The 19,982-nt window shown below is 56.6% G+C and carries 18 protein-coding genes; 11 read left to right on the forward strand and 7 right to left on the reverse strand.

Translation table 11 applies throughout. The features are described 5' to 3' along the window. The first annotated feature begins 57 nt into the window (after positions 1–57). The 5 genes from O3S68_RS15525 (at position 58) to O3S68_RS15545 (ending at position 2,721) form a co-directional block, all read left to right on the forward strand. Positions 58–372: an antibiotic biosynthesis monooxygenase family protein gene (locus O3S68_RS15525; protein ID WP_269231873.1), complete on the forward strand. Its 315-nt coding sequence runs from the start codon at positions 58–60 to the stop codon at positions 370–372. 1 nt (position 373) lies between these two features. Next, positions 374–766, forward strand: coding sequence for an amino acid-binding protein (locus tag O3S68_RS15530; protein ID WP_269231874.1), 393 nt, complete (start codon positions 374–376; stop codon positions 764–766). Next, positions 763–1,476: an ArsR/SmtB family transcription factor gene (locus O3S68_RS15535; protein ID WP_269232025.1), complete on the forward strand. Its 714-nt coding sequence runs from the start codon at positions 763–765 to the stop codon at positions 1,474–1,476. The genes O3S68_RS15530 and O3S68_RS15535 overlap by 4 nt, the downstream gene beginning before the upstream one ends. Positions 1,477–1,724: 248 nt before the next feature. Then, positions 1,725–2,165, forward strand: coding sequence for a hypothetical protein (locus tag O3S68_RS15540; protein WP_269231875.1), 441 nt, complete (start codon positions 1,725–1,727; stop codon positions 2,163–2,165). 4 nt (positions 2,166–2,169) lie between these two features. Beyond that, positions 2,170–2,721, forward strand: coding sequence for a hypothetical protein (locus tag O3S68_RS15545; protein ID WP_269231876.1), 552 nt, complete (start codon positions 2,170–2,172; stop codon positions 2,719–2,721). A gap of 109 nt (positions 2,722–2,830) precedes the next feature. Here O3S68_RS15545 and O3S68_RS15550 read toward each other — a convergent pair whose 3' ends face one another. Then, positions 2,831–3,028 carry a hypothetical protein gene (locus tag O3S68_RS15550; RefSeq protein WP_269231877.1) on the reverse strand — a complete coding sequence of 66 codons (198 nt, stop codon included), beginning with the start codon at positions 3,026–3,028 and terminating at the stop codon, positions 2,831–2,833. Positions 3,029–3,295: 267 nt separating this feature from the next. Between O3S68_RS15550 and O3S68_RS15555 the strand changes: the two genes are divergently transcribed. After that, a complete protein-coding gene (locus O3S68_RS15555) occupies positions 3,296–4,063 on the forward strand; it encodes an isocitrate lyase/PEP mutase family protein (RefSeq protein ID WP_269231878.1) in 768 nt (255 codons plus the stop codon). Continuing rightward, on the forward strand, positions 4,047–5,099 hold the full coding sequence (locus O3S68_RS15560; RefSeq protein WP_045510991.1) for a bifunctional transcriptional activator/DNA repair enzyme AdaA: 1,053 nt from the start codon (positions 4,047–4,049) through the stop codon (positions 5,097–5,099). Before O3S68_RS15555 ends, O3S68_RS15560 begins: the two co-directional genes overlap by 17 nt. A 73-nt stretch (positions 5,100–5,172) precedes the next feature. On the opposite strand, the gene O3S68_RS15565 is transcribed toward O3S68_RS15560, so the two are convergent. The 4 genes from O3S68_RS15565 to ascF form a co-directional block, all read right to left on the reverse strand. Continuing rightward, positions 5,173–6,999 (reverse strand): glycoside hydrolase family 15 protein, encoded by a 1,827-nt coding sequence (locus tag O3S68_RS15565; protein WP_269231879.1) that lies wholly within the window; start codon positions 6,997–6,999, stop codon positions 5,173–5,175. A gap of 65 nt (positions 7,000–7,064) precedes the next feature. Beyond that, positions 7,065–7,958: an SDR family oxidoreductase gene (locus O3S68_RS15570; protein WP_020454945.1), complete on the reverse strand. Its 894-nt coding sequence runs from the start codon at positions 7,956–7,958 to the stop codon at positions 7,065–7,067. A gap of 167 nt (positions 7,959–8,125) precedes the next feature. Next, complete coding sequence (locus tag O3S68_RS15575; protein ID WP_097407340.1) at positions 8,126–9,550, reverse strand: 6-phospho-beta-glucosidase; 1,425 nt, start codon at positions 9,548–9,550, stop codon at positions 8,126–8,128. Between the two features lie 21 nt (positions 9,551–9,571). After that, positions 9,572–11,014: a PTS cellobiose/arbutin/salicin transporter subunit IIBC gene (gene ascF / locus O3S68_RS15580; RefSeq protein ID WP_269231880.1), complete on the reverse strand. Its 1,443-nt coding sequence runs from the start codon at positions 11,012–11,014 to the stop codon at positions 9,572–9,574. 265 nt (positions 11,015–11,279) lie between these two features. On the opposite strand from ascF, the gene O3S68_RS15585 reads away from it, so the two are divergent. The 4 genes from O3S68_RS15585 (at position 11,280) to hypF (ending at position 17,404) form a co-directional block, all read left to right on the forward strand. Next, a complete protein-coding gene (locus O3S68_RS15585; RefSeq protein WP_269231881.1) occupies positions 11,280–12,293 on the forward strand; it encodes a LacI family DNA-binding transcriptional regulator in 1,014 nt (337 codons plus the stop codon). 136 nt (positions 12,294–12,429) lie between these two features. Next, positions 12,430–12,975 (forward strand): electron transport protein HydN, encoded by a 546-nt coding sequence (gene hydN, locus O3S68_RS15590; protein WP_269231882.1) that lies wholly within the window; start codon positions 12,430–12,432, stop codon positions 12,973–12,975. Positions 12,976–13,011: 36 nt separating this feature from the next. Then, positions 13,012–15,162, forward strand: coding sequence for a formate dehydrogenase subunit alpha (gene fdhF / locus O3S68_RS15595; protein ID WP_086873690.1), 2,151 nt, complete (start codon positions 13,012–13,014; stop codon positions 15,160–15,162). Next, on the forward strand, positions 15,146–17,404 hold the full coding sequence (hypF, locus tag O3S68_RS15600; RefSeq protein WP_269231883.1) for a carbamoyltransferase HypF: 2,259 nt from the start codon (positions 15,146–15,148) through the stop codon (positions 17,402–17,404). The genes fdhF and hypF overlap by 17 nt, the downstream gene beginning before the upstream one ends. Here the strand turns inward: hypF and norW are convergent. Next, complete coding sequence (gene norW / locus O3S68_RS15605; RefSeq protein ID WP_045510974.1) at positions 17,385–18,518, reverse strand: NADH:flavorubredoxin reductase NorW; 1,134 nt, start codon at positions 18,516–18,518, stop codon at positions 17,385–17,387. The two genes, hypF and norW, sit on opposite strands and share 20 nt — an antisense overlap. Then, positions 18,515–19,966 carry an anaerobic nitric oxide reductase flavorubredoxin gene (norV, locus tag O3S68_RS15610; RefSeq protein ID WP_269231884.1) on the reverse strand — a complete coding sequence of 484 codons (1,452 nt, stop codon included), beginning with the start codon at positions 19,964–19,966 and terminating at the stop codon, positions 18,515–18,517. Before norV ends, norW begins: the two co-directional genes overlap by 4 nt. Positions 19,967–19,982: the final 16 nt, after the last annotated feature.

Below are 19,982 nucleotides of genomic sequence, written 5' to 3' on the forward strand. Positions count from 1 at the left end.
GCGTGGGCCCGGCATCTGCGCAACACTGGCGGCTCATTATTGATGAGGAGCCACGTTATGATCGCTGTACTTTTTGAAGCTGATATCGCCGCAGGTAAGCAGGCGCGTTACCTGCAATTAGCCGCTGAACTCAAGCCGATACTGGCAGGCATCGACGGGTTTATCGCTATCGAACGTTTTCAGAGCCTGAGCCACGAGGGGAAGATATTGTCACTGTCATGGTGGCGCGATGAAGCATCAGTGCACGCCTGGAAGAGCAATGTGCTGCACCAGGCGGCTCAGCGCGAAGGGCGGGAAGCCATTTTTTCGTCCTACCGCATCCGTGTTGCCACGGTTTTTCGCGATTACGCATCAACCCCGGAGCAGCCATAATATGTACGATATTCACGTTATCCTGAATAATGCGCCGGGCGAACTGGCACGGCTTGGTGAAACGCTCGGTAAGCATGGCGTCGGGCTGGAAGGGGGCGGTGTGTTTACCGCAGGCGATCAATGCCATGCGCACTTCCTGGTGGTCGACGGCGAGCGCGCCCGGGAAGTGTTAACCGCTGTGGGTTTAACGGTACATGCCGTAACCCTGCCGGTTATCCGCAAACTGAAGCAGGAGCGTCCCGGCGAGTTAGGCGAAATTGCCCGCACGATCGCGCAATATAATATCAATATCCTTGTGCAATACAGCGATCATGACAACCGGTTGATCCTGCTCACCGATAACGATCCGCTGGCGCGCGAGGTAACACAACGATGGGACGTACAACCGCAATGACCGGCAATGAACTACGTAAAGCGCAGGAACAACCGCATCTGCTGGAGGAGATGCTCTCCGGCCTTGCCAGCGCGATGGCGGAGCCTTCCCGGGCGAAAATGCTCTGTGCGTTAATGGACGGGCGGGCGTGGACCGCGACCGAGTTGAGCGCGGTGGTGGATATTGCCGCGTCAACGGCCAGCGCGCATCTGGCAAAACTGCTCGCCAGCGGGCTGCTGGTCTGCGTGTCGCAGGGACGGCACCGCTACTACCGGCTGGCAGGCAGCGATGTCGCCGCGCTGCTGGAAACGATGATGAGCGTATCCATGCGTGGTGTGCAGGCACCTGTCACCCGCACGCCGCTGGCGCTGCGTCAGGCGCGTACTTGTTATGATCATCTTGCCGGTGAGATTGCCGTTGGCGTGTATGCGTTTATGCAGCGCGAAGGCTGGATCACTGACGATGGCAGCGCGGTGACGGATTCAGGCAAACGCAGCCTTGAGAAGATTGGCGTCACCCTCGATCCGCGCACCCGGCGCAAACCCTGTTGCGCCTGTCTGGACTGGAGCGAGCGGCGTTTTCACCTCGGCGGCGATGCAGGCGCGGCGCTACTGATTGCTTTTGAACAGCAGGGCTGGCTGACGCGTACGCCAGGCTATCGCGAAATCACCCTGACCGACGCAGGAAAAACCGCGATTTCTAAGGTGTTTGGTGTGGCGTTTAAGGGGTAGGAAAGTAAACAGTGAATTTTGTCAAAGGACGTGAGAAAGCAATACTTTCAGCTAATGCTCCCCAGCAAGAAAAGTGGGGTTGTAACCGCGTGCATGTCCCGTGTGATCAGGTGCGTTCGAGCGAGAATGCCCTGAAAAATACTAAGAGTTAGACCGACATTTTGTAGCGTTTTTTTGACTCCTGCCCGTCTCTGTACCAGGATAAATCCGCTAAAAGTGCGTCATTGTGCTTGATAAGGACATATCTTATGACAATTAAAAGTTTTTACTTTTCGCAAGTCGCTGACTTAAGAATCGAAGGTGTCGGGATCCATGCCAGTTATTCGGTTAATTTAACTATCAGCGACGAAAATACCTCTGAGGGAAAAAAAATTACTGTTTCTGCTACCGGGAAAAGTAATGCAGCGAAAGCCGCAGGTTCTGGCAATCTTTTATTCTGGTGCAAAGTAAAAAATATCTTGGATGGGAAAACTTATGTTCTGGAAAGGAAAAAAGGCGAACATTGGGCCGTAGGCATTGATGACATCGTCATCGGAAATACGTCATTTTTTATTGCCCCCGCATCAAGCAGAAATGCCGCTTTAGAAATTGAAGCCGGCTACTTCTATGATTCTGGATATACAGGAACCGTCCCGCCCATTCCTGCTAGCGTCAAGAGAGTCATCAATTTAACGCCTTTTCAGGGATAGAATCATGAATGTAAAAAAAACGCTTTTCATCGCTCTTTTTTTTATTTTTAGCGTCAGCGTCGTCGCTGTGAGTCGCTATAAAGATGAGCCAACTCAGCAGGCGTCAGACCTGGTAAAACAGTATGCGCTGGCAGATGATGCGGCAAAATCCAAAGTGTTACAGGACTTCGACAAGCTGGCACGCGAAAATCCTGAGAACGCCAATGTCATCAGAAGTTACACCAGCTTGCTCTCTTCAAAGGGCGAATATGCGAAAGCCCTCGCTTATCTCGAGCCTGTGAACAGAGCTAACACCGATCCCTCTCTGCTGCTGCAAGAGTGTATGCTCAAAGATCGGATCGGCAAAAAAGATAAGGCGTGCTATCAACGCGTGATTGTTGATTCTGAAAGCAAGCACCTTGAAAACATGGATTACCTGATGGCGCTCTATTTTACCGACGACCCAAAATTCCCGGCACAAAAGCAGCGTCTCCAGCAGGAAAACCCCACGCTGAGCCGCGATTTCGCGCTGTTCGATCAGGATAAGCACTCGCTTTTGATGTCCCTCTATCCGTGACAAACTACATTGCCGGATGGCTATTTGCGCCTTATCCGGCTCCTACAAGCAGACTGGATGATGTGAGGAAATGCGCGTTCTTTCATGAGATTGGGTATGGATACCTTTTTCAGCGATGATCGAGGCAGTCGTTTAATGCTTTACCCGGGATTGTTTCCTCAGCCGAAAAATCAACAACGATCCGCTGTGGGTTGAAGCGCAGATCGTCACTGCCTTTCCCGGAACGCTGAACGATTTGGCCAAGGTCGATATTGTGATGGCCAATGCGTTCACGACAAACGGCCAGAGCTACAGCAAAAAGAATCAAACGTGCCCACCCATACCCTGGATCTCGGTCGCGATCACCCCGGAAAATCGATTCGGTGATCTATTACCGCAACAACCCGATCCACAGCAACATCGATGATTACCACCACTGCCTGAGGCAATGATCTTCGCGCCGTGCCCGGTAACGTGATTGCCAGCACTAAAACGGCCTCTGCCCGACATATAAAAAATGGTCGTCCGATTTTCGGTTGTGAGGAGTAGACGGCAAACGCCACACTGACTCCACTTAGCGCCCCAGGAGACGACCATGGATTTCACTGCTTTTCACCATCAAATCACCCCGTTACTGCTCGCCAATGTCTGGGATGCAGCCAGCGCGCAGGCGGCAGAGCAGGCCGGATACCAGGCGATGGGCACGTCCAGCGCCGCCATTGCCGCAATGCTCGGTTATGACGATGGCGAACAAATGCCGTTTGCCGAACTGCTGTTTATGGTGAAACGCATTCGCGCCGTCTGCGATCTGCCACTCAGCGTGGATATGGAAGCCGGTTACGGCCAAACTGCGCAAGCCATTGCCGATAACCTGCAACAATTAACAAAGCTCGGTGTGGTGGGCATCAATCTGGAAGATAGCCGCGTGGTCAATGGTGAACGGCAATTGGTTGAAGCCGCGCATTTCGCCCGGCAGTTACGGGAAATCCGCGCGCAATTGCCGTGTCCGTTGTTTTTGAATATCCGTACCGATACGTTCTTGCTGAACGTGGAAAATGCGCTGGCAGAGACGCTGTATCGCGGGCAATTATATGCTCAACACGGCGCGGACGGTCTGTTTGTGCCCGGCGTAATGCAAAACGCGGATATAGCCGCTATCGCGCAGCAGATCCCTTTGCCGCTCAATGTGATGTGCGTACCGGGGCTGGCAGGATTCACCGAACTGGCCACGCTTGGCGTGTGCCGTATTTCGATGGGCAATGCTGTTCATGCCGCGTTACAAACGCAGTTGAAAAACATACTGTTGAGCGTGCGGACACAGCAATCGTTTGAGGGCGTTTTCCACTATGCAAATCACGGATAAAGTGCAGTGCGATACCTGGTATCAGGCGCTACTCGATCGCGCTTCTGAATACACCGGCCTCTTTTTTGTCGGCGTCAAAACCACCGGAGTTTTTTGTATTTCCGTCTGCCGCGCGCGTAAACCGAAGCGGGAAAATGTGGTGTTTTTCCGCGAGATGAAATCAGCGCTCGATGCCGGTTTCCGCCCGTGCAAAGTGTGTCGACCAACGGAAAATGCCTGTTCGGCTCCGGGCTTTATCGAGCAAGCGTTAGCGCTCGTTCGCGCCAATCCTAAAATGCGTATCAGCGACACGCTGCTGCGCGAACAAGGCATCAGCCCGGAGCGTGTGCGCCGCTGGTTTTTGCAGCAACATGGCATCACATTTCAGGCTTTTCAGCGCATGTCGCGGGTAAATGTCGCGCTTCAGGAGTTGAAAGGCGGGCGCAGCGCCACCGATGTTGCCTTTGACAGCGGTTATGAATCGCTCAGCGGCTTTGGTTATACCTGTAAAAAACTCACTGGCGCGGCACCGAGCCTCGGGCAGCAAGTGATCATGATCCACCGTTTCACCACACCGATTGGCCCGATGTTTGTCTGCGCCACGGAACAGGGCGTTTGTCTGCTGGAGTTTGTGGATAGACGCATGCTGGAGACCGAATTCAGCGACTTACAGCGCTTGTTGAAAGCGCGCATTATCGCCGGGGAAAACCGGCATACCCGGCAGGCGGAAAAAGAGATCGGCGAGTATTTCGCGGGCGACAGACAGCAGTTTTCGCTGACGCTGGATCTGCCCGGCAGCGCGTTTCAGCGCCGCGTCTGGCAAGGTTTGCAAACGGTGCCGTACGGCCAGACCACGCATTATCAGGCGCTGGCGGAATGCCTTGCACAACCCACCGCGGTACGTGCCGTCGCGGCGGCCAATGGCGCGAACCGGGTGGCGATTGTCATTCCTTGCCACCGCATCATTGGTAAAGACGGCACCATGACCGGCTACGGTGGCGGTATCGCGCGTAAAGCGTGGTTGATCGCGCATGAGAAAAACCATCTTATGCGGTAGCGCTGTTAACCCCTTTGGCAGAAATTCCTCCGGTTGCGGGCTGTGACTGCGAGCGCGTTGGCAACATACCGGTTTATGGAGGGGATGTGCCGTGATCGGTAATCGCCTGCGCGGCGCAAATCAGCGCCAGGTGGCTTAAACCCTGCGGCAGGTTGCCGCTCCACTTGCCGGTGCGAACATCGAACATCTCATTAAAGGTTTCGACATTGCCTTTATCGCAAAGGGCGCTGAGGATCGCATCCATTGCCGCTTCGGCTTTGGTTGTCTCGCCCATTGCCGCCCAGGCTGCCGCCAGCCAGAACGAACAGGCGACAAAGGTGTTCTCTTCCTGTTCGACGCCGCTGTAGCGGTAGACCAGTGCGCCGCCGTGGCCCAGCTCCTCTTCAATGGCCCGGTAAGTGGCAAGCATGCGCTGAGGGTTAACGTGTTGACCATAGCGATAAACCAGCGCCAGCGAAGCATCAAGCCGATCTTCGCTATCGGGGTAAAAGAGGTAAGCCTGTTTGCTCTGTGACCAGCAATGGGTTTCGATCCAGTCGCGGATGCGATCCCGCTCGCGCTGCCAGCGCCCGACCCACGTTGGCTCAATGTATTTCTCTTTCGCCATCAACACGGCCATATCCAGCGCCAGCCAGCACGCCATCTTGGAGTGGGTATAATGTTGCAGCTCGGGCAGTTCCCAAATCCCGCAATCTTTTTGCCGCCAGTGATCGGCACAGCAGTTTGCCAGCTCGCCCAGCAGTCGCGAGGTGGTGAGATCCAGCACGTGGCCCGCCTTTACGAACAGCTCCGCCGTTGCCAGCATATCGCCGTACATGCTGAGTTGTAGCTGGTCGCGCGCGTTGTTACCCACTCGCACCGGCTGTGAATTTTTGTAGCCCCGAAGCGCCGGGTACGTTTCACAGGGCACTTCCTCCCCTTCGAGGGTGTAACACGCCTGCAGCCTGACACCGTGGCGGATAATGGTTTTTGAAAGCCAGGAGAAGGCGGCTTTGCACTCTTCCAGCGCCCCCAAAAAGGCAAAGGCTTTAATGATCAGGCAGGCATCGCGGATCCACGCGTAGCGATAGTCGTAGTTTTTCTCACCGCCAATACCTTCAGGAATGGAGGTGGTCGCTGCCGCGGCAAGCGCACCGGTGGGGGAATACCAGAGGAATTTCAATGCCAGCGCGGAACGCCCGACATGTTCTGCGTAACGCCCCGCATAACTCAGGCTTTTACTCCAGTCGCACCAGGCGGCATGGCTGGTTTCAATGCGCGCGTCAATTGCCTCAAGGCTCGGGACTGCCAGCGGCTCTTTTTCAGTCACCAGCAGTGCAACCAGCCGCCGCTGGCCCGCCGAAACAGTCATGTGACCATTAACCTGCTCATCGTCGGCGTCGGTGATGTTGACCTCTTCGCTGGTGCGCAGCATCGCCATTAAATCGGCGATATGGTAGACGTTGCCGTGCGCTGTTTTGTTCATCCACGGCGAACAGGTTTCTGCCCGCGTCCCGAAACGCACTTTCAGCGTTAAAGCCACTTCGCCTTCCAGACCTTCAATCCGGCGCGCCAGCTCGCTCCACGGCAAACGTCCAGCGAGCGTACTGTTAATGGATTCGGTAAGTAACACTTTGCCGCTGGCGGTGGTGAAGGTGGTTTCCAGCACATTGCTGTCCTGCCTGTAGCAGCGCGTCACGGTGTAAGGTTGTTGCGGCGCTAACTGAAAAAAACCGCCAATCTCCGGGTCGAGCAGGCGATCAAACAGCGGCTGGGAATCCAGGTTCGGTGCGCACCACCAGTCAATTGACCCGTCGGGGGCAATAAGTGCGACCGAGCGTCCTTCGCCAATCGCGGCGTAATCGCCGGGTTCGGCAAAGCCATCCTCCCGGACAGGAGAGTGCGAGACTGTGTTCTTCACGGTGTTGCGATCCTTACCAGCGATGGCCGCCAGACGGCGGCCATACAGAGTGGAAGCGGGGGGAGTTACAGCGTGCCGGTACCGCCGTCAGAGCACCAGACCTGCCCGGAGGTGTAGCTGCTTTCCGCCGAGGCCATGGTGACATACAGCGGGGCAATTTCTACGGGCTGACCCGGGCGGCCCAGCGGTGCGCTGGCCCCGAACTGCTGCACTTTTTCCTGTGGCTGACCGCCGCTCGACTGCAGCGGTGTCCAGTAAGGGCCTGGAGCCACTGCATTGACGCGGATGCCTTTTTCACCAAGTTGCTGCGCCAGCGATTTGGTGAACGCCACAATCGCCGCTTTGGTCTGCGCGTAATCCAGCAGAATGGGGCTTGGCTGATACGCCTGCACCGAAGAGGTGTTGATAATGCTGGCACCGCGCGGCAGATGTTCCACGGCGGCTTTGGTTATCCAGAACATCGCATAGACGTTGGTTTTAAAGGTGGCGTCAAAATCTTCGGTCGACAGGGTCAGAATCGACTCATTGAACTGCTGACGACCGGCGTTATTGACCAGAATATCCAGCCCGCCAAGTTTGGCGACTGCCTCTTTAACCAGCGTCTGGCAAAACTGCTCTGAACGGATATCCCCCGGAATGGCGATGGCCTTTCGCCCTTCGGCTTCGATCAATTTGATCACTTCGGCGGCGTCGGATTCCTCTTCCGGCAGGTAGTTGATCGCCACATCCGCGCCTTCGCGGGCATAGGCAATGGCAACCGCCCGGCCAATGCCGGAGTCGCCGCCGGTAATCAGCGCCTTACGGCCCGCTAAGCGCCCGGAACCCCGGTAGCTGGTTTCACCGTGATCCGGCACAGGTTTCATTTTGCTGGCAAGACCCGGTGCGGGCTGCGGTTGTTCGACAAACGGAGGAGTAGGATAGTGCGGTGCTAGCGTGGTTTTTGGGCTTTGCTCTGCCATGCTTTCTCCTTCAGACGTTGTTGTACACGTCATTAAGCCTGGCATAGATGTGAGCGTTGTCACGCTATCATGCGGCAAACCGGCATTGAGAAAAGTCTGTAAACAGCGGGGAAAAGAGGGGCAACGATGACATGCGTCGGTATTGCCCCTCTTGTGTGGCGCGGTGTTTAGTCGAGATCGGCCCCGTTACTGGCGATCACTTTCTTGTACCACCAGAACGATTTTTTACGGCTGCGTGCCAGCGTGCCGTTACCGGCATCATCGCGGTCAACATAGACAAAACCGTAGCGTTTGCTCATTTCACCGGTTGATGCCGCCACCAGATCGATACAGCCCCAACTGGTGTAACCGATAACCGGAATGCCATCTTCGATAGCGTCGCCCATCGCGCGGATATGCTCGCGCAGGTAGCTGATGCGGTAATCATCTTCCACTTCGCCATTGGCGTTCAGTTCATCTTTCGCGCCCAGGCCGTTTTCCACCAGGAACAGTGGTTTCTGGTAGCGGTCGTACATCATGTTCATGGTGATGCGCAGACCCAGCGGATCGATGCCCCAGCCCCATTCGCTGACCTCAATGTACGGGTTGCGCAGTGATTTCACGATGTTGGCGGCACTGGTGTTGTTGGCGTTCATATCCGCCGACGCACAGCGCGAAGCGTAATAACTGAAGGAGACAAAATCGACGGTGTTCTTCAGGATTTCGTCGTCACCGGCTTCTTTGACAATGGTGACGCCTTTTTCGCGGAACACGCGCGCGGAGTACGCCGGGTAGCTGCCGCGCGCCTGCACATCGATAAAGAACAGGTTTTCGCGATCTTTTTCCAGTGCGGTCCACACATCGGCCGGTTTGCAGGAGTAGGGGTAGAAATTCCCGCCCGCCAGCATGCAGCCTACCTGGTTTTGCGGGTTCACTTCATGGGCGATTTTCGTTGCCAGCGCGCTGGCTATCAGCTCATGGTGCGCCGCCTGGTATTTCACCTGATCCTGATTTTCCCCCTCTTCGAACACCAGCCCCGCGCCGGAGAACGGGCTGTGCAACATGATGTTGATCTCGTTGAAGGTCAGCCAGTATTTCACCAGCCCGTTAAATTCTTCAAAACAGGTGCGCGCATAACGGGTGAAAAACTCCACCATTTTGCGGTTACGCCATGAGCCATATTCGATGACCAGATGCATCGGCACATCGAAATGGCACAGCGTGACCAGCGGTTCGATATTGTACTTTTTGCACTCTTCAAACACCGCCCGGTAAAACGCAATCCCTTCCGGGTTCGGCGTCAGTTCATCGCCTTTCGGATACAGGCGGCTCCAGGCAATCGAGGTACGAAACACCGAAAAACCCATCTCCGCCATCAGCGCGATATCTTCTTTGTAGCGATGATAAAAATCGATCGCCTCGTGGCTTGGGTAGAATTCGTCATCGCGCAGCGTAAAGCGTTTTTCCTGTCCCAGTTTCACCGGCAGACGGTTTGCGCCGTGCGGGATCATATCCACGGTGGTCAGCCCTTTGCCGCCCTCCAGATAACCCCCTTCCGACTGGTTGGCGGCAAGCGCGCCGCCCCATAAAAATCCTTGCGGAAATACTGACATGCGTTACCTCGCTTTCTTAAATCAGGCTCGTGCTTCTTTTACAGTGGCCGGCTCGGCCGCTTGCGGTTTGTCACTGGTTTCTACGGGAATATCTTCAAACCCGAGCAGCAGCGTCAACACAAATGACAACACTACCGCCAACGCCATTACGCCGAATACCCACACAATGGACATCGGGTTAGCCGGATCGAAGAACTGCACGCTGGTAAATAACCCCGGTGCCGCCATCGAGTGGCTGGCAAGCCCCGCGATACCGGCGACCGCGCCGCAGACAAAACCACTAATTAAACTCGCAATCAGCGGGCGTTTCAGGCGCACCGCCACACCGTAGAGCGCCGGTTCTGAGATACCGGCCAGGATCGCGGAAGCCGCTGCCGCCATGGCGGTCTGACGCAGTTCCGGGTTTTTGGTTTTCCATGCCACCGCCAGCGAAGAGCCGCCGAGCGACAGGTTCGCGCCGATTTCCGACGGCATTACCATGCCCTCTTTGCCGGTTTCCGCGATGGTTTGAATAATGGTTGGGGTGAACACACGGTGCATACCGGTCATTACCAGCAGCGGCCACAGAGCGCCCATAATGGCGACGGAAAGCCAGCCGAGATAGCCGTGAATGGTGTAGACCAGCGCGGAAATCGCGCTACCGATCCAGATACCGAGCGGGCCAATCAGCACAATCGCCAGCGGCGCGGCAATCAGCACGATCAACATTGGTTTTAAGAAGTTTTTCGTCACCGCCGGTGTAATACGATCCACCCAGCGTTCGATATACGACAGGCACCAGGTCATCACCAGCGCCGGGATCACTGTATAGGTGTATTTCACTGCCGTCACCGGGATCAGCGCGAACTCAACGTGCTCGCCCTGTGCGGCTTTCGCCATCAGATCGACAAAGCTCGGATGCACCAGCACCCCGGCGATGGCAATCGCCAGCGACATATTGGTTTTGAATTTCACCGCCGCAGAGGCCGCTACCATCAATGGCAGGAAGAAGAAAGCGCCATCGCCAATCACCGTCAAAATCGTCAGTGTGGAGGAGCCTTTTGGCAGCGCGCCGGACATCTCCAGCACCATCGCCAGCAGTTTAACCATCGACCCGCCGATGATCGCCGGGATTAGCGGCGACATGGTGCCGATTAAGGCATCCAGAATGCCCGCGCCGATGCGGCGCAACGTCAGTTTTTGCTTCGTCTGTACTTCAACCGGCTGCATATCTTGCGGCAGCAGGCTGACCACTTCGCGAAACGCCTGGGAAACCGTGTTGCCGATGATCACCTGGCACTGGTTATCATTGCGTACCACACCCATAACGCCGCTGACGATTTTGAGCGTAGGCGCGTCGATACGGGTTTCGTCTTTCACTACAAAACGCAGACGCGTCATGCAGTGCGTTACGGCGGCGATATTATCGGCTCCGCCCAGCGCGTTCACCACCGAGTGGGCCAGCGCGGCATAATTCTTTGCCATGGAGATTTGTCCTGTTCTATCAATAAGGTACAGCTTCATCACTGCAGTTTTGCGGCCATGAAACATGAAATAGGTAACCGGTTCCACAAAATCATGATGAGTTTCATTGTGTGAAACAATACGTAAAAAGAGGTTATTTTTATAATCGTGATGATGATCACTTAATGAGGTGGGTGCGAAATGTTCATCTGTCGGGGTTAGGTGTTCCCATCATCGCAACGCCTGAAGTACACTTCGGGTCACGATTTTTGCAGGGGTAGGATCGATGGCGACAATGCAGGAAGTAGCAAAGCGGGCCGGAGTGTCGAAAGCCACCGTTTCCCGCGTGCTGACGGGCAAAGGGTATGTCGGCGAAGAGACGAAAGCGCGCGTCTTTCAGGCCATTACCGAAAGCGGTTATCGTCCGAATTTGCTGGCGCGCAGCCTGGCTTCCAGCAAAACCCAGACCTTAGGGCTGGTGGTCACCAACACCCTCTATCACGGGGTTTACTTTAGCGAGCTGCTTTCCCACGCCGCGCGTATGACCGAAAATAAAGGCCGCCGATTACTGCTGGCAGATGGCAAACACAGCGCCGAAGAGGAGCGCCAGGCGATCCAGTACCTGCTCGATTTGCGCTGCGACGCGATCATTATTTATCCGCGCTTTCTTAGCGTGGATGAACTCGATGAGATTATCGACAACCATTCGCAGCCCATCGTGGTGCTCAACCGCCGGTTGCGTAAACACGCCAGCCACTGCGTTTACTCTGACCAGAAAGCCTCCAGCCTGAGCGTGGTGTCGCGGCTTATCTCCCGCGGTCACCGCGATATTGCGTTTATTACCGGTTCGCTGGATTCGCCCACCGGTATTGAGCGTTTATCGGGCTATAAAGACGCGCTGGCGCAGCACGGGATCGATGTGCGTAATGAGTTGATAGCCGAAGGGAAATGGACGCCAGCCAGCGGTGCGCAGGGCGTGGCGGAGCTGCTTTCCCGCAAGGCGACGTTCACCGCGCTGGTGGCGAGCAATGACGATATGGCTATCGGCGCGATAAAGCAGCTTCATCAAAGCCAGCTCGCGGTACCCCAGCAGGTGTCGGTGGTGGGGTTTGATGATATCGCTATTGCGCCATTTACCGTGCCGGCGCTCTCCAGCGTGAAAATTCCGGTCACGGAGATGATCAAAGAGACGATTAACCGCTTGATCTTTATGCTCGATGGCGGCGATTTTCACTACCAGCAAACCTTTCCCGGCGAGCTCATCACTCGCGATTCCATTATTAATGGCCCGCACGCCTAATCTCGTCAGCTGTCATCGTCACTTCTGTCGATGACAGCCCACTGATTTTATAAATCTCCTTTAATTACAATTAATTATAATTCTGGCACGCTTTGTGAATACTCCGGCGGGATATCGCCTTTTACCGGAGGAATTCATGAACCGATTTATTATGGCTGACGCAGCAAAATGCATCGGCTGTCGCACCTGTGAGGTCGCCTGCGTGGTATCTCATCAGGAAAACCAGGATTGCGCGGCGCTCACCCCGGAGACGTTTTTGCCGCGTATTCATGTCATCAAGGGTGTCAATGTGTCGACGGCGACATTATGCCGTCAGTGCGAAGATGCGCCCTGCGCGAATGTTTGCCCGAACGGCGCTATCAGCCGCGACGAAGGGTTTGTGCATGTGATGCAGGAGCGCTGCATTGGCTGCAAAACCTGCGTTGTGGCGTGCCCGTACGGTGCGATGGAAGTGGTAGTGCGCCCGGTTATTCGTCACAGCGGCGCTGGCCTGAATGTGCGTGCCGAGAAAGCCGAAGCCAACAAATGTGATTTGTGCTACCACAGCGAAAGCGGCCCCGCTTGTATGCAGGCCTGCCCGACCAACGCGCTGGTGTGTGTCGATCGCAACTTACTGGAACAGATGAGCGCGGAAAAACGTCGTCGCGCCGCGCTGGATGGCGCCGTTTCCCTGGTGTTCTAAACAATCTGAATTTCACTTTTAACAGGTCTGTTACTGATGAAAAAAATTACGAGCGTATGCCCTTACTGCGGCGCTGGCTGCAAACTGAAACTGGTCGTGGATAACGGAAAAATCATCCGTGCGGAAGCGGCCAACGGCCACACGAACCAGAACGAACTGTGCCTGAAAGGTTATTACGGCTGGGATTTCCTCAACGACACCAAACTGCTGACGCCGCGTCTGACCCAGCCGATGATCCGCTACGAAAAAGGCGGCAAACTGACGCCGGTTAGCTGGGATGAAGCGATCCGCTACACCGCCAAACGCCTTAGCGACATCAAAGCGAAATACGGCCCGCGCGCCATTATGACCACCGGCTCGTCACGCGGCACCGGCAATGAAACCAACTATGTTATGCAAAAATTTGCCCGCGGCGTGCTCAACACCAACAATGTCGACTGCTGCGCGCGTGTTTGCCACGGCCCGTCTGTGGCGGGTTTACAGGAAACGCTCGGCAACGGTGCGATGAGTAACTCCATCAGCGATATCGAAAACTCCAGTTGTTTGCTGGTATTTGGCTATAACTGCGCCGACTCACATCCGATCGTCGCGCGCCGGGTGATCAAAGCTAAACAGAAAGGGGCGAAAATCATTGTTTGCGATCCGCGCCGCATCGAAACCGCGCGTATTGCCGACCAGCACCTGCAACTGAATAACGGCTGCAATATGGCGCTGGTCAACGCCTTTGGTTATGTGCTGCTCGAAGAAGAACTTTACGACAAAGATTATGTTGCCAGCTTTACCACCGGGCTTGAGGCGTACCGCGAAACGGTAAAAGATTACGCGCCGGAAGCGGTGGAACACATCACCGGCGTGCCGGCAAAACAGGTACGTCAGGCGATGCGCACCTATGCCGCCGCGCCGTCTGCCACCATTATGTGGGGCATGGGCGTAACGCAGTTCGGCCAGGCGGTGGACGTGGTGAAAGGGCTCTCCAGCCTGGCGCTGCTCACCGGTAATCTTGGTCGTGAACATGTTGGCGTTGGCCCGGTGCGCGGGCAAAACAACGTGCAGGGCGCGTGCGATATGGGCGTGATCCCCAACCAGTTTCCTGGTTATCAGGATGTGGTCAACCCGGAAGTACGCGCTAAATTCGCCAAAGCCTGGGGTATCGACCCGGCGGTGATGGACGATAAAGTAGGCGTGCGCATTACCGAAGTGCCGCACCTGGCGCTGGAAGGCAAAGTGAAAGCCTACTACATCATGGGCGAAGATCCGTTGCAGACCGAAGCGGATTTAGGCCTGGTGCGTAAAGGCTTTGAAGCGCTCGATTTCGTGGTGGTGCAGGACATCTTTATGACCAAAACCGCCGAGCAGGCCGATGTGCTGCTGCCCGCCACCTCCTGGGGCGAGCATGGTGGCGTGTTTACCTGCGCCGATCGCGGTTTCCAGCGTTTTGAAAAAGCTATTGAGCCGAAGTACAACGTCAAGCGCGACTGGGAAATCATCAGCCTGATTGCCACGGAAATGGGCTACCCGATGCACTACGACAACAACCAGCAAATCTGGGATGAGCTGCGCGAGTTGTGCCCGCTGTTCTACGGTGTAACCTACGAAAAAATGGGCGATATGGGACACGTTCAGTGGCCTTGCCCGACGCTGGATCACCCCGGCACGCCATATCTGTATCAGAACAACAAATTCGATACGCCGGACGGCAAAGGCCATCTTTTTGCTGCCCAGTGGCGTGCGCCAGCGGAACGCCCGGACGATGAGTTCCCACTGGTGCTCTGTACGGTGCGCGAAGTGGGTCACTACTCTTGTCGTTCAATGACCGGCAACTGTGCGGCGCTGCAAACCCTCGCCGATGAACCCGGATTTGTGCAGATTAACCCGGACGATGCGGCGGCGCTGGGCGTACAGGATCGCCAGCTTGTGTGGGTTGAGTCGCGCCGTGGCAAGGTGATCACCCGCGCGGATGTCAGCGAACGCGTCAATCACGGCAGCGTGTATATGACTTATCAGTGGTGGATTGGTGCGTGTAATGAACTGACGCAGGATAATCTGGATCCGATTTCAAAAACGCCGGAGACCAAATATTGCGCAGTTCGGGTGAGTGCGATCAACGATCAGCGCTGGGCCGAAGAGTACACTCAGAGCACTTATCAACAGATGAAGAGTCGATTGCTCAATGCAGCAATGCAATGATGACACGGCCAACAGCAACGGTGTCTGTTTGCGCGTGTACGGTAAAGTACAGGGGGTGGGCTTCCGCCCCTTTGTCTGGCAACTGGCGCAACAGCTCGGGCTGAAAGGTGATGTCTGTAATGATGCGCAGGGCGTGGAGATTCGCCTGCTCGGTAATGAGCGCGACTTTCTCGTCCTGTTGCAGCAGCAGTGCCCGCCGCTGGCGCGCATTGATATGGTAACCAGCGCGCCGTTTTGCTGGTCCGTTTTACCGCTTGATTTCGCCATTCGCCACAGCGCGGGTGGCGCAATGAATACCCAAATTGTCCCCGACGCGGCAACCTGTCCGGCTTGCCTGGCGGAGATGAACGACCCTTCTGAACGCCGCTACCGCTACCCATTTATTAACTGCACCCACTGCGGGCCGCGCTTTACCATTATTCACGCCATGCCCTATGACCGGCCTAACACCGCGATGGCCGGTTTTCCGTTGTGCCCGGTTTGCGAAGCTGAGTACCGCGATCCGCTGGACCGGCGTTTTCACGCTCAGCCCGTCGCATGCCATGAATGCGGCCCGGCGCTTGAGTGGCGCAGCGGCGAACAGCATGCACATGGGGAAGCGGCGCTACAGGCGGCCGTCGCGCTGCTAAAAAGCGGCGGCGTTGTGGCGGTAAAAGGCATTGGTGGTTTTCATCTCGCCTGCGATGCAACGAACCAGGCGGCGGTGATGCATCTGCGCGCGCGAAAACATCGTCCGGCAAAACCGCTGGCGGTGATGGTACCCGGTGCGGAAGGCGTGACGACGCAGGCGCAGCGTTTACTTGCGACACCCGCGGCACCGATTGTGCTGGTGGACAAAAACAGCGTTTGCGGGCTTTGCGAGGCCATTGCGCCTGGCCTTGATGAAGTGGGCGTCATGCTGCCTGCCAGTCCGTTGCAACACCTGCTGGCGCAGGAATTACAGCGCCCGCTGGTGATGACGTCCGGCAACCTCAGCGGCAAACCGCCCGCAATCAGCAATGACGAGGCGTTAAGCGATCTGGCGGAGATCGCCGACGGCTTTTTGCTGCACAACCGCGATATTGTTCAGCGCATGGATGACTCCGTGGTACGCGCGAGCGGGGAGATGCTGCGCCGTTCGCGCGGCTATGTGCCGGATGCGATATCGCTGCCGCCGGGGTTTAACGATCTTCCGCCGCTGCTGTGCCTGGGCGCGGATCTGAAAAACACCTTTTGTCTGCTGCGCGGTAACAGCGCGGTGCCGGGTCAGCATTTTGGCGATCTCACCGATGAAGGCGTCGAAGCGCAGTGGCGCAGTGCGCTGCGTTTGATGCTGGATATTTACGATTTTTCCCCTGAACAGGTGGTGGTTGACGCCCATCCGGGTTATCGCACGCATCAGTGGGCCAGCAGCTATGGCCTGCCGGTGCAGACGGTGTTGCATCACCACGCTCACGCCGCTGCCTGCCTTGGTGAACACGGCTGGCCGCTGGAGGGCGGCGATGTCATTGCAATAACGCTTGATGGCATCGGTATGGGCGAAGGCGGCGAGCTGTGGGGCGGCGAATGTCTGCGGGTCAATTACCGCGAGTGTGAGCACTTAGGCGGGTTACCGGCGGTGGCGCTCCCCGGCGGGGATTTAGCCGCGCAGCAGCCGTGGCGCAACTTGCTGGCGCAGATGCTGGATTTTGTTCCTGACTGGCAGCGCTACCCGGAAACCGCCGATATCCAGCGGCAGAACTGGCCGATGCTGGCGCGCGCAATTGAACGCGGGGTTAATGCGCCGAAAGCCTCATCCTGCGGTCGCTTATTTGATGCCATTGCCTGTGCACTCGGTTGTGCGCCGCTGCACCTGAGCTATGAAGGTGAAGCGGCCTGCCAGCTGGAAGCGCTGGCGGCGAGCGTTGCGTCCGTTGAACATCCGGTTCAGATGCCGCTGCGTGGCACCATGCTGGATTTGGCGGCGTTCTGGCAAAGCTGGCTGAACTGGCAGGCCACAGCTGCCGAACGCGCATGGGCATTCCATGACGCGCTGGCGCAGGGCCTGTCAGCACTGGCGCGGCAGGAAGCGGCACGGCGTGGCATCCATGTGCTGGCGTTCAGCGGCGGCGTAATGCATAACCGCCTGCTGAAAAAACGCTTACAGCACTATCTTGCGGAGTTTACTTTGCTGTTTGCGCACCAGCTCCCGGCCGGTGATGGCGGCATTGCTTTCGGCCAGGGGCTGGTAGCGGCAGCGCGGGCTATATCGCCAGTGCTTTAAGCAGGGCAAACGCCTCTTTCATTCTGTCTTCGCTGACCACAAACGCGCGCAGTTTATCCTCGGCGTCCAGCCCTTTTGCCACCATGCCGTCGGCCCCGGTGGCAATGTGCCAGCGCAGATCGGTGCGGTGCGTTTCCCCGGCCAGATGCAGCGGCATCAGCGGCGTTTTCACCTTCACCAGCATCGCGGGCAGCACCAGTTGCGTGCTGTTGCCGGTGAGGTTTTTCGCCAGGGTCATCGCGCTCAGTTGGATCGGTTGCAGGAACGGCAGCACCTGGCCGTTGATCTGCGCGCAATCACCGAGTGCGAAGATGTGCGGATTGCTGGTTTGCAACGTACCGTCCACCACGATGCCGCGCCCAACCTCCAGTCCGGCGTTCTGCGCCAGCGACACCTGCGGCGCAAGACCAGTAGCGGCGACGACCACATCCGTATCGATGTAGCGATCGTCATCCAGCTGCGCACGCACCCCCTGTTCGTGTTCGTCGAGTTGCGCTAAACGCGATTGCAGCAACAGGCGTACGCCCAGCGCCGTCAGGCAGTGTTGCAGGCGGCCACTCACTTCCGGCGGCATTAACGACGGCAGAATACTGGCGGCGTTATCGAGAACGGTCACGGTTTTGCCTGCGCGGCGAAAGTCCATCGCCAGCTCGCAGCCAATCAGCCCGGCACCCACAATCAGCACGCGGCTGGCATCGCGCAGGGTGGTTTCACAGGCGTGATACTCCTGCAAGCTATTGAGCGTGAGCATTTTTTCGCGCCCAGGAAGCGGCGGAACGAAGGCCTTTGCCCCGGTCGCCAGCACCAGTTTGTCGTATTGCCACTGTTTGTCGGCGCTTTTCACCACCCGCGCTTGCGTGTCGATGGCGCTGACAAACGTGTACGGGAACAGCCGCAGATTATATTGCTCGGCGAACTCACCCGCTGACTGGCGAATCAGATCCTCGGCGCGCTGCGCCTGGCTAATCACATGGCTGAGATCCGGCTTGTTGTACTCTTCCATGCCGTCGGCGGCAATCAACGTCAACGGTATGGCGCTGTCCAGTTTGCGGATGTTTTTCACCAGCGTCCGGGCGGCGAAGCCCGAACCGATAATCACAATGCCTGCGCTCATTTTGCCTCCGTTGCCAGTTCGTCAAACACCTCTTTGCCAAGGGAACATTCCGGGCAGAGGAAATTGTCCGGCAATTCGCGCCACGGCGTACCCGGTGCGACATCCTGCATCGGCTCACCTTTTGCCGGATCATAAATCCACTGGCACACACTGCACTGCATGGATGGGCCGAGATCGGCCGCTGCCGCCGCTGCGCAGGCGCAGGTTTCTTGTGCGCTGGCGGCAGGGCTGTTTACCGGCTCCGGCAACGGCGACAGCGCCCACTGGCGGGCAATATCACGCCCGTGCTGGCGGCAGACTTCCAGCGCATCGATATCCGGTCGCCACTTCGCTTTCAGGCTGACCGACATTTCAAATCCGGCATCCTGTAAACGGGTCGACAGACGATCAACCGCGCCGCCGCTCCAGCCGTGGGAGCCAAAAGCGCTGGCGCGTTTATTGCGAAAACGCAGGCCGGTTATCTCTTCGACCAGCCCGGCGATTTTCGGCATCATCACGTTGTTCATGGTCGAGGTGCCGACCAGCACGCCTTTGGAGCGGAACACATTGGTCAGAATGTCGTTTTTATCGCTGCGGGCGACGTTGAAGATTTTTACCGCCACGCGCGGGTCGACTTCGTTAATGCCCTGCGCAATAGCGTCAGCCATCATGCGGGTGTTGTTGGACATGGTGTCGTAGAAAATGGTGATGCGATCTTCCTGGTAATCCGCCGCCCATTTCAGATACAACTCAACGATTTGCGTCGGGTTATCGCGCCATACAACACCGTGTGAAGTGGCAATCATATCGACCGGCAGGTTAAAACCGAGGATCTCGGTGATTTTCGGCGTCACCAGGCGGCTGAATGGTGTGAGGATGTTGGCGTAGTAGCGCTGGCACTGCTCGAACAGTTCCGTTTGATCCACTTCATCATTGAACAGACGTTCATCGCAGTAGTGCTGACCAAAAGCGTCATTACTGAACAGCACCGCATCGCCAGTCAGGTAGGTCATCATGCTGTCCGGCCAGTGCAGCATCGGCGTTTCGACAAAAATAAGCTGTTTACCGTTGCCGATATCCAGCGTGTCGCCGGTTTTCACCACGTTGAAGTTCCACTCCGGGTGGTGGTGGTGGCCATTAATCGAATCAATGGCGTTATTGGTACAGTAAATCGGGGTGTTCGGGATATGCGACATCAGCTCGGTCAGCGCACCGGCGTGATCTTCTTCCGCATGGTTGATAACGATGTAGTCGATCATCTGCAGATCGATTTCGCTGCGCAGGTTCTGCACAAACTCGCGGCTAAATTTATGATCGACGGTATCGATCAGCACGTTTTTGCCTTCGCGGATCAGATAGCTGTTGTAGCTGCTGCCGCGCAGGGTTTTATATTCGGTGCCGTGAAAGTCGCGAACTTCCCAGTCACGCTGTCCAACCCAGTGAATGTTGTTTTTTACATGAATAGCCATATCAGTTGTCCTGTGC

It is taken from the genome of Kosakonia sp. SOY2, from assembly GCF_027109175.1.
Lineage (GTDB): Bacteria > Pseudomonadota > Gammaproteobacteria > Enterobacterales > Enterobacteriaceae > Kosakonia.

Coding starts and splice junctions, on each gene's coding strand:
- O3S68_RS15525 (WP_269231873.1), top strand. CDS start 58: ATGATCGCTGTACTTTTTGAAGCTGATATCGCCGCAGGTAAGCAGGCG.
- O3S68_RS15530 (WP_269231874.1), top strand. CDS start 374: ATGTACGATATTCACGTTATCCTGAATAATGCGCCGGGCGAACTGGCA.
- O3S68_RS15535 (WP_269232025.1), top strand. CDS start 763: ATGACCGGCAATGAACTACGTAAAGCGCAGGAACAACCGCATCTGCTG.
- O3S68_RS15540 (WP_269231875.1), top strand. CDS start 1,725: ATGACAATTAAAAGTTTTTACTTTTCGCAAGTCGCTGACTTAAGAATC.
- O3S68_RS15545 (WP_269231876.1), top strand. CDS start 2,170: ATGAATGTAAAAAAAACGCTTTTCATCGCTCTTTTTTTTATTTTTAGC.
- O3S68_RS15555 (WP_269231878.1), top strand. CDS start 3,296: ATGGATTTCACTGCTTTTCACCATCAAATCACCCCGTTACTGCTCGCC.
- O3S68_RS15560 (WP_045510991.1), top strand. CDS start 4,047: ATGCAAATCACGGATAAAGTGCAGTGCGATACCTGGTATCAGGCGCTA.
- O3S68_RS15570 (WP_020454945.1), bottom strand. CDS start 7,958: ATGGCAGAGCAAAGCCCAAAAACCACGCTAGCACCGCACTATCCTACT.
- O3S68_RS15575 (WP_097407340.1), bottom strand. CDS start 9,550: ATGTCAGTATTTCCGCAAGGATTTTTATGGGGCGGCGCGCTTGCCGCC.
- ascF (WP_269231880.1), bottom strand. CDS start 11,014: ATGGCAAAGAATTATGCCGCGCTGGCCCACTCGGTGGTGAACGCGCTG.
- O3S68_RS15585 (WP_269231881.1), top strand. CDS start 11,280: ATGGCGACAATGCAGGAAGTAGCAAAGCGGGCCGGAGTGTCGAAAGCC.
- hydN (WP_269231882.1), top strand. CDS start 12,430: ATGAACCGATTTATTATGGCTGACGCAGCAAAATGCATCGGCTGTCGC.
- fdhF (WP_086873690.1), top strand. CDS start 13,012: ATGAAAAAAATTACGAGCGTATGCCCTTACTGCGGCGCTGGCTGCAAA.
- hypF (WP_269231883.1), top strand. CDS start 15,146: ATGCAGCAATGCAATGATGACACGGCCAACAGCAACGGTGTCTGTTTG.
- norW (WP_045510974.1), bottom strand. CDS start 18,518: ATGAGCGCAGGCATTGTGATTATCGGTTCGGGCTTCGCCGCCCGGACG.
- norV (WP_269231884.1), bottom strand. CDS start 19,966: ATGGCTATTCATGTAAAAAACAACATTCACTGGGTTGGACAGCGTGAC.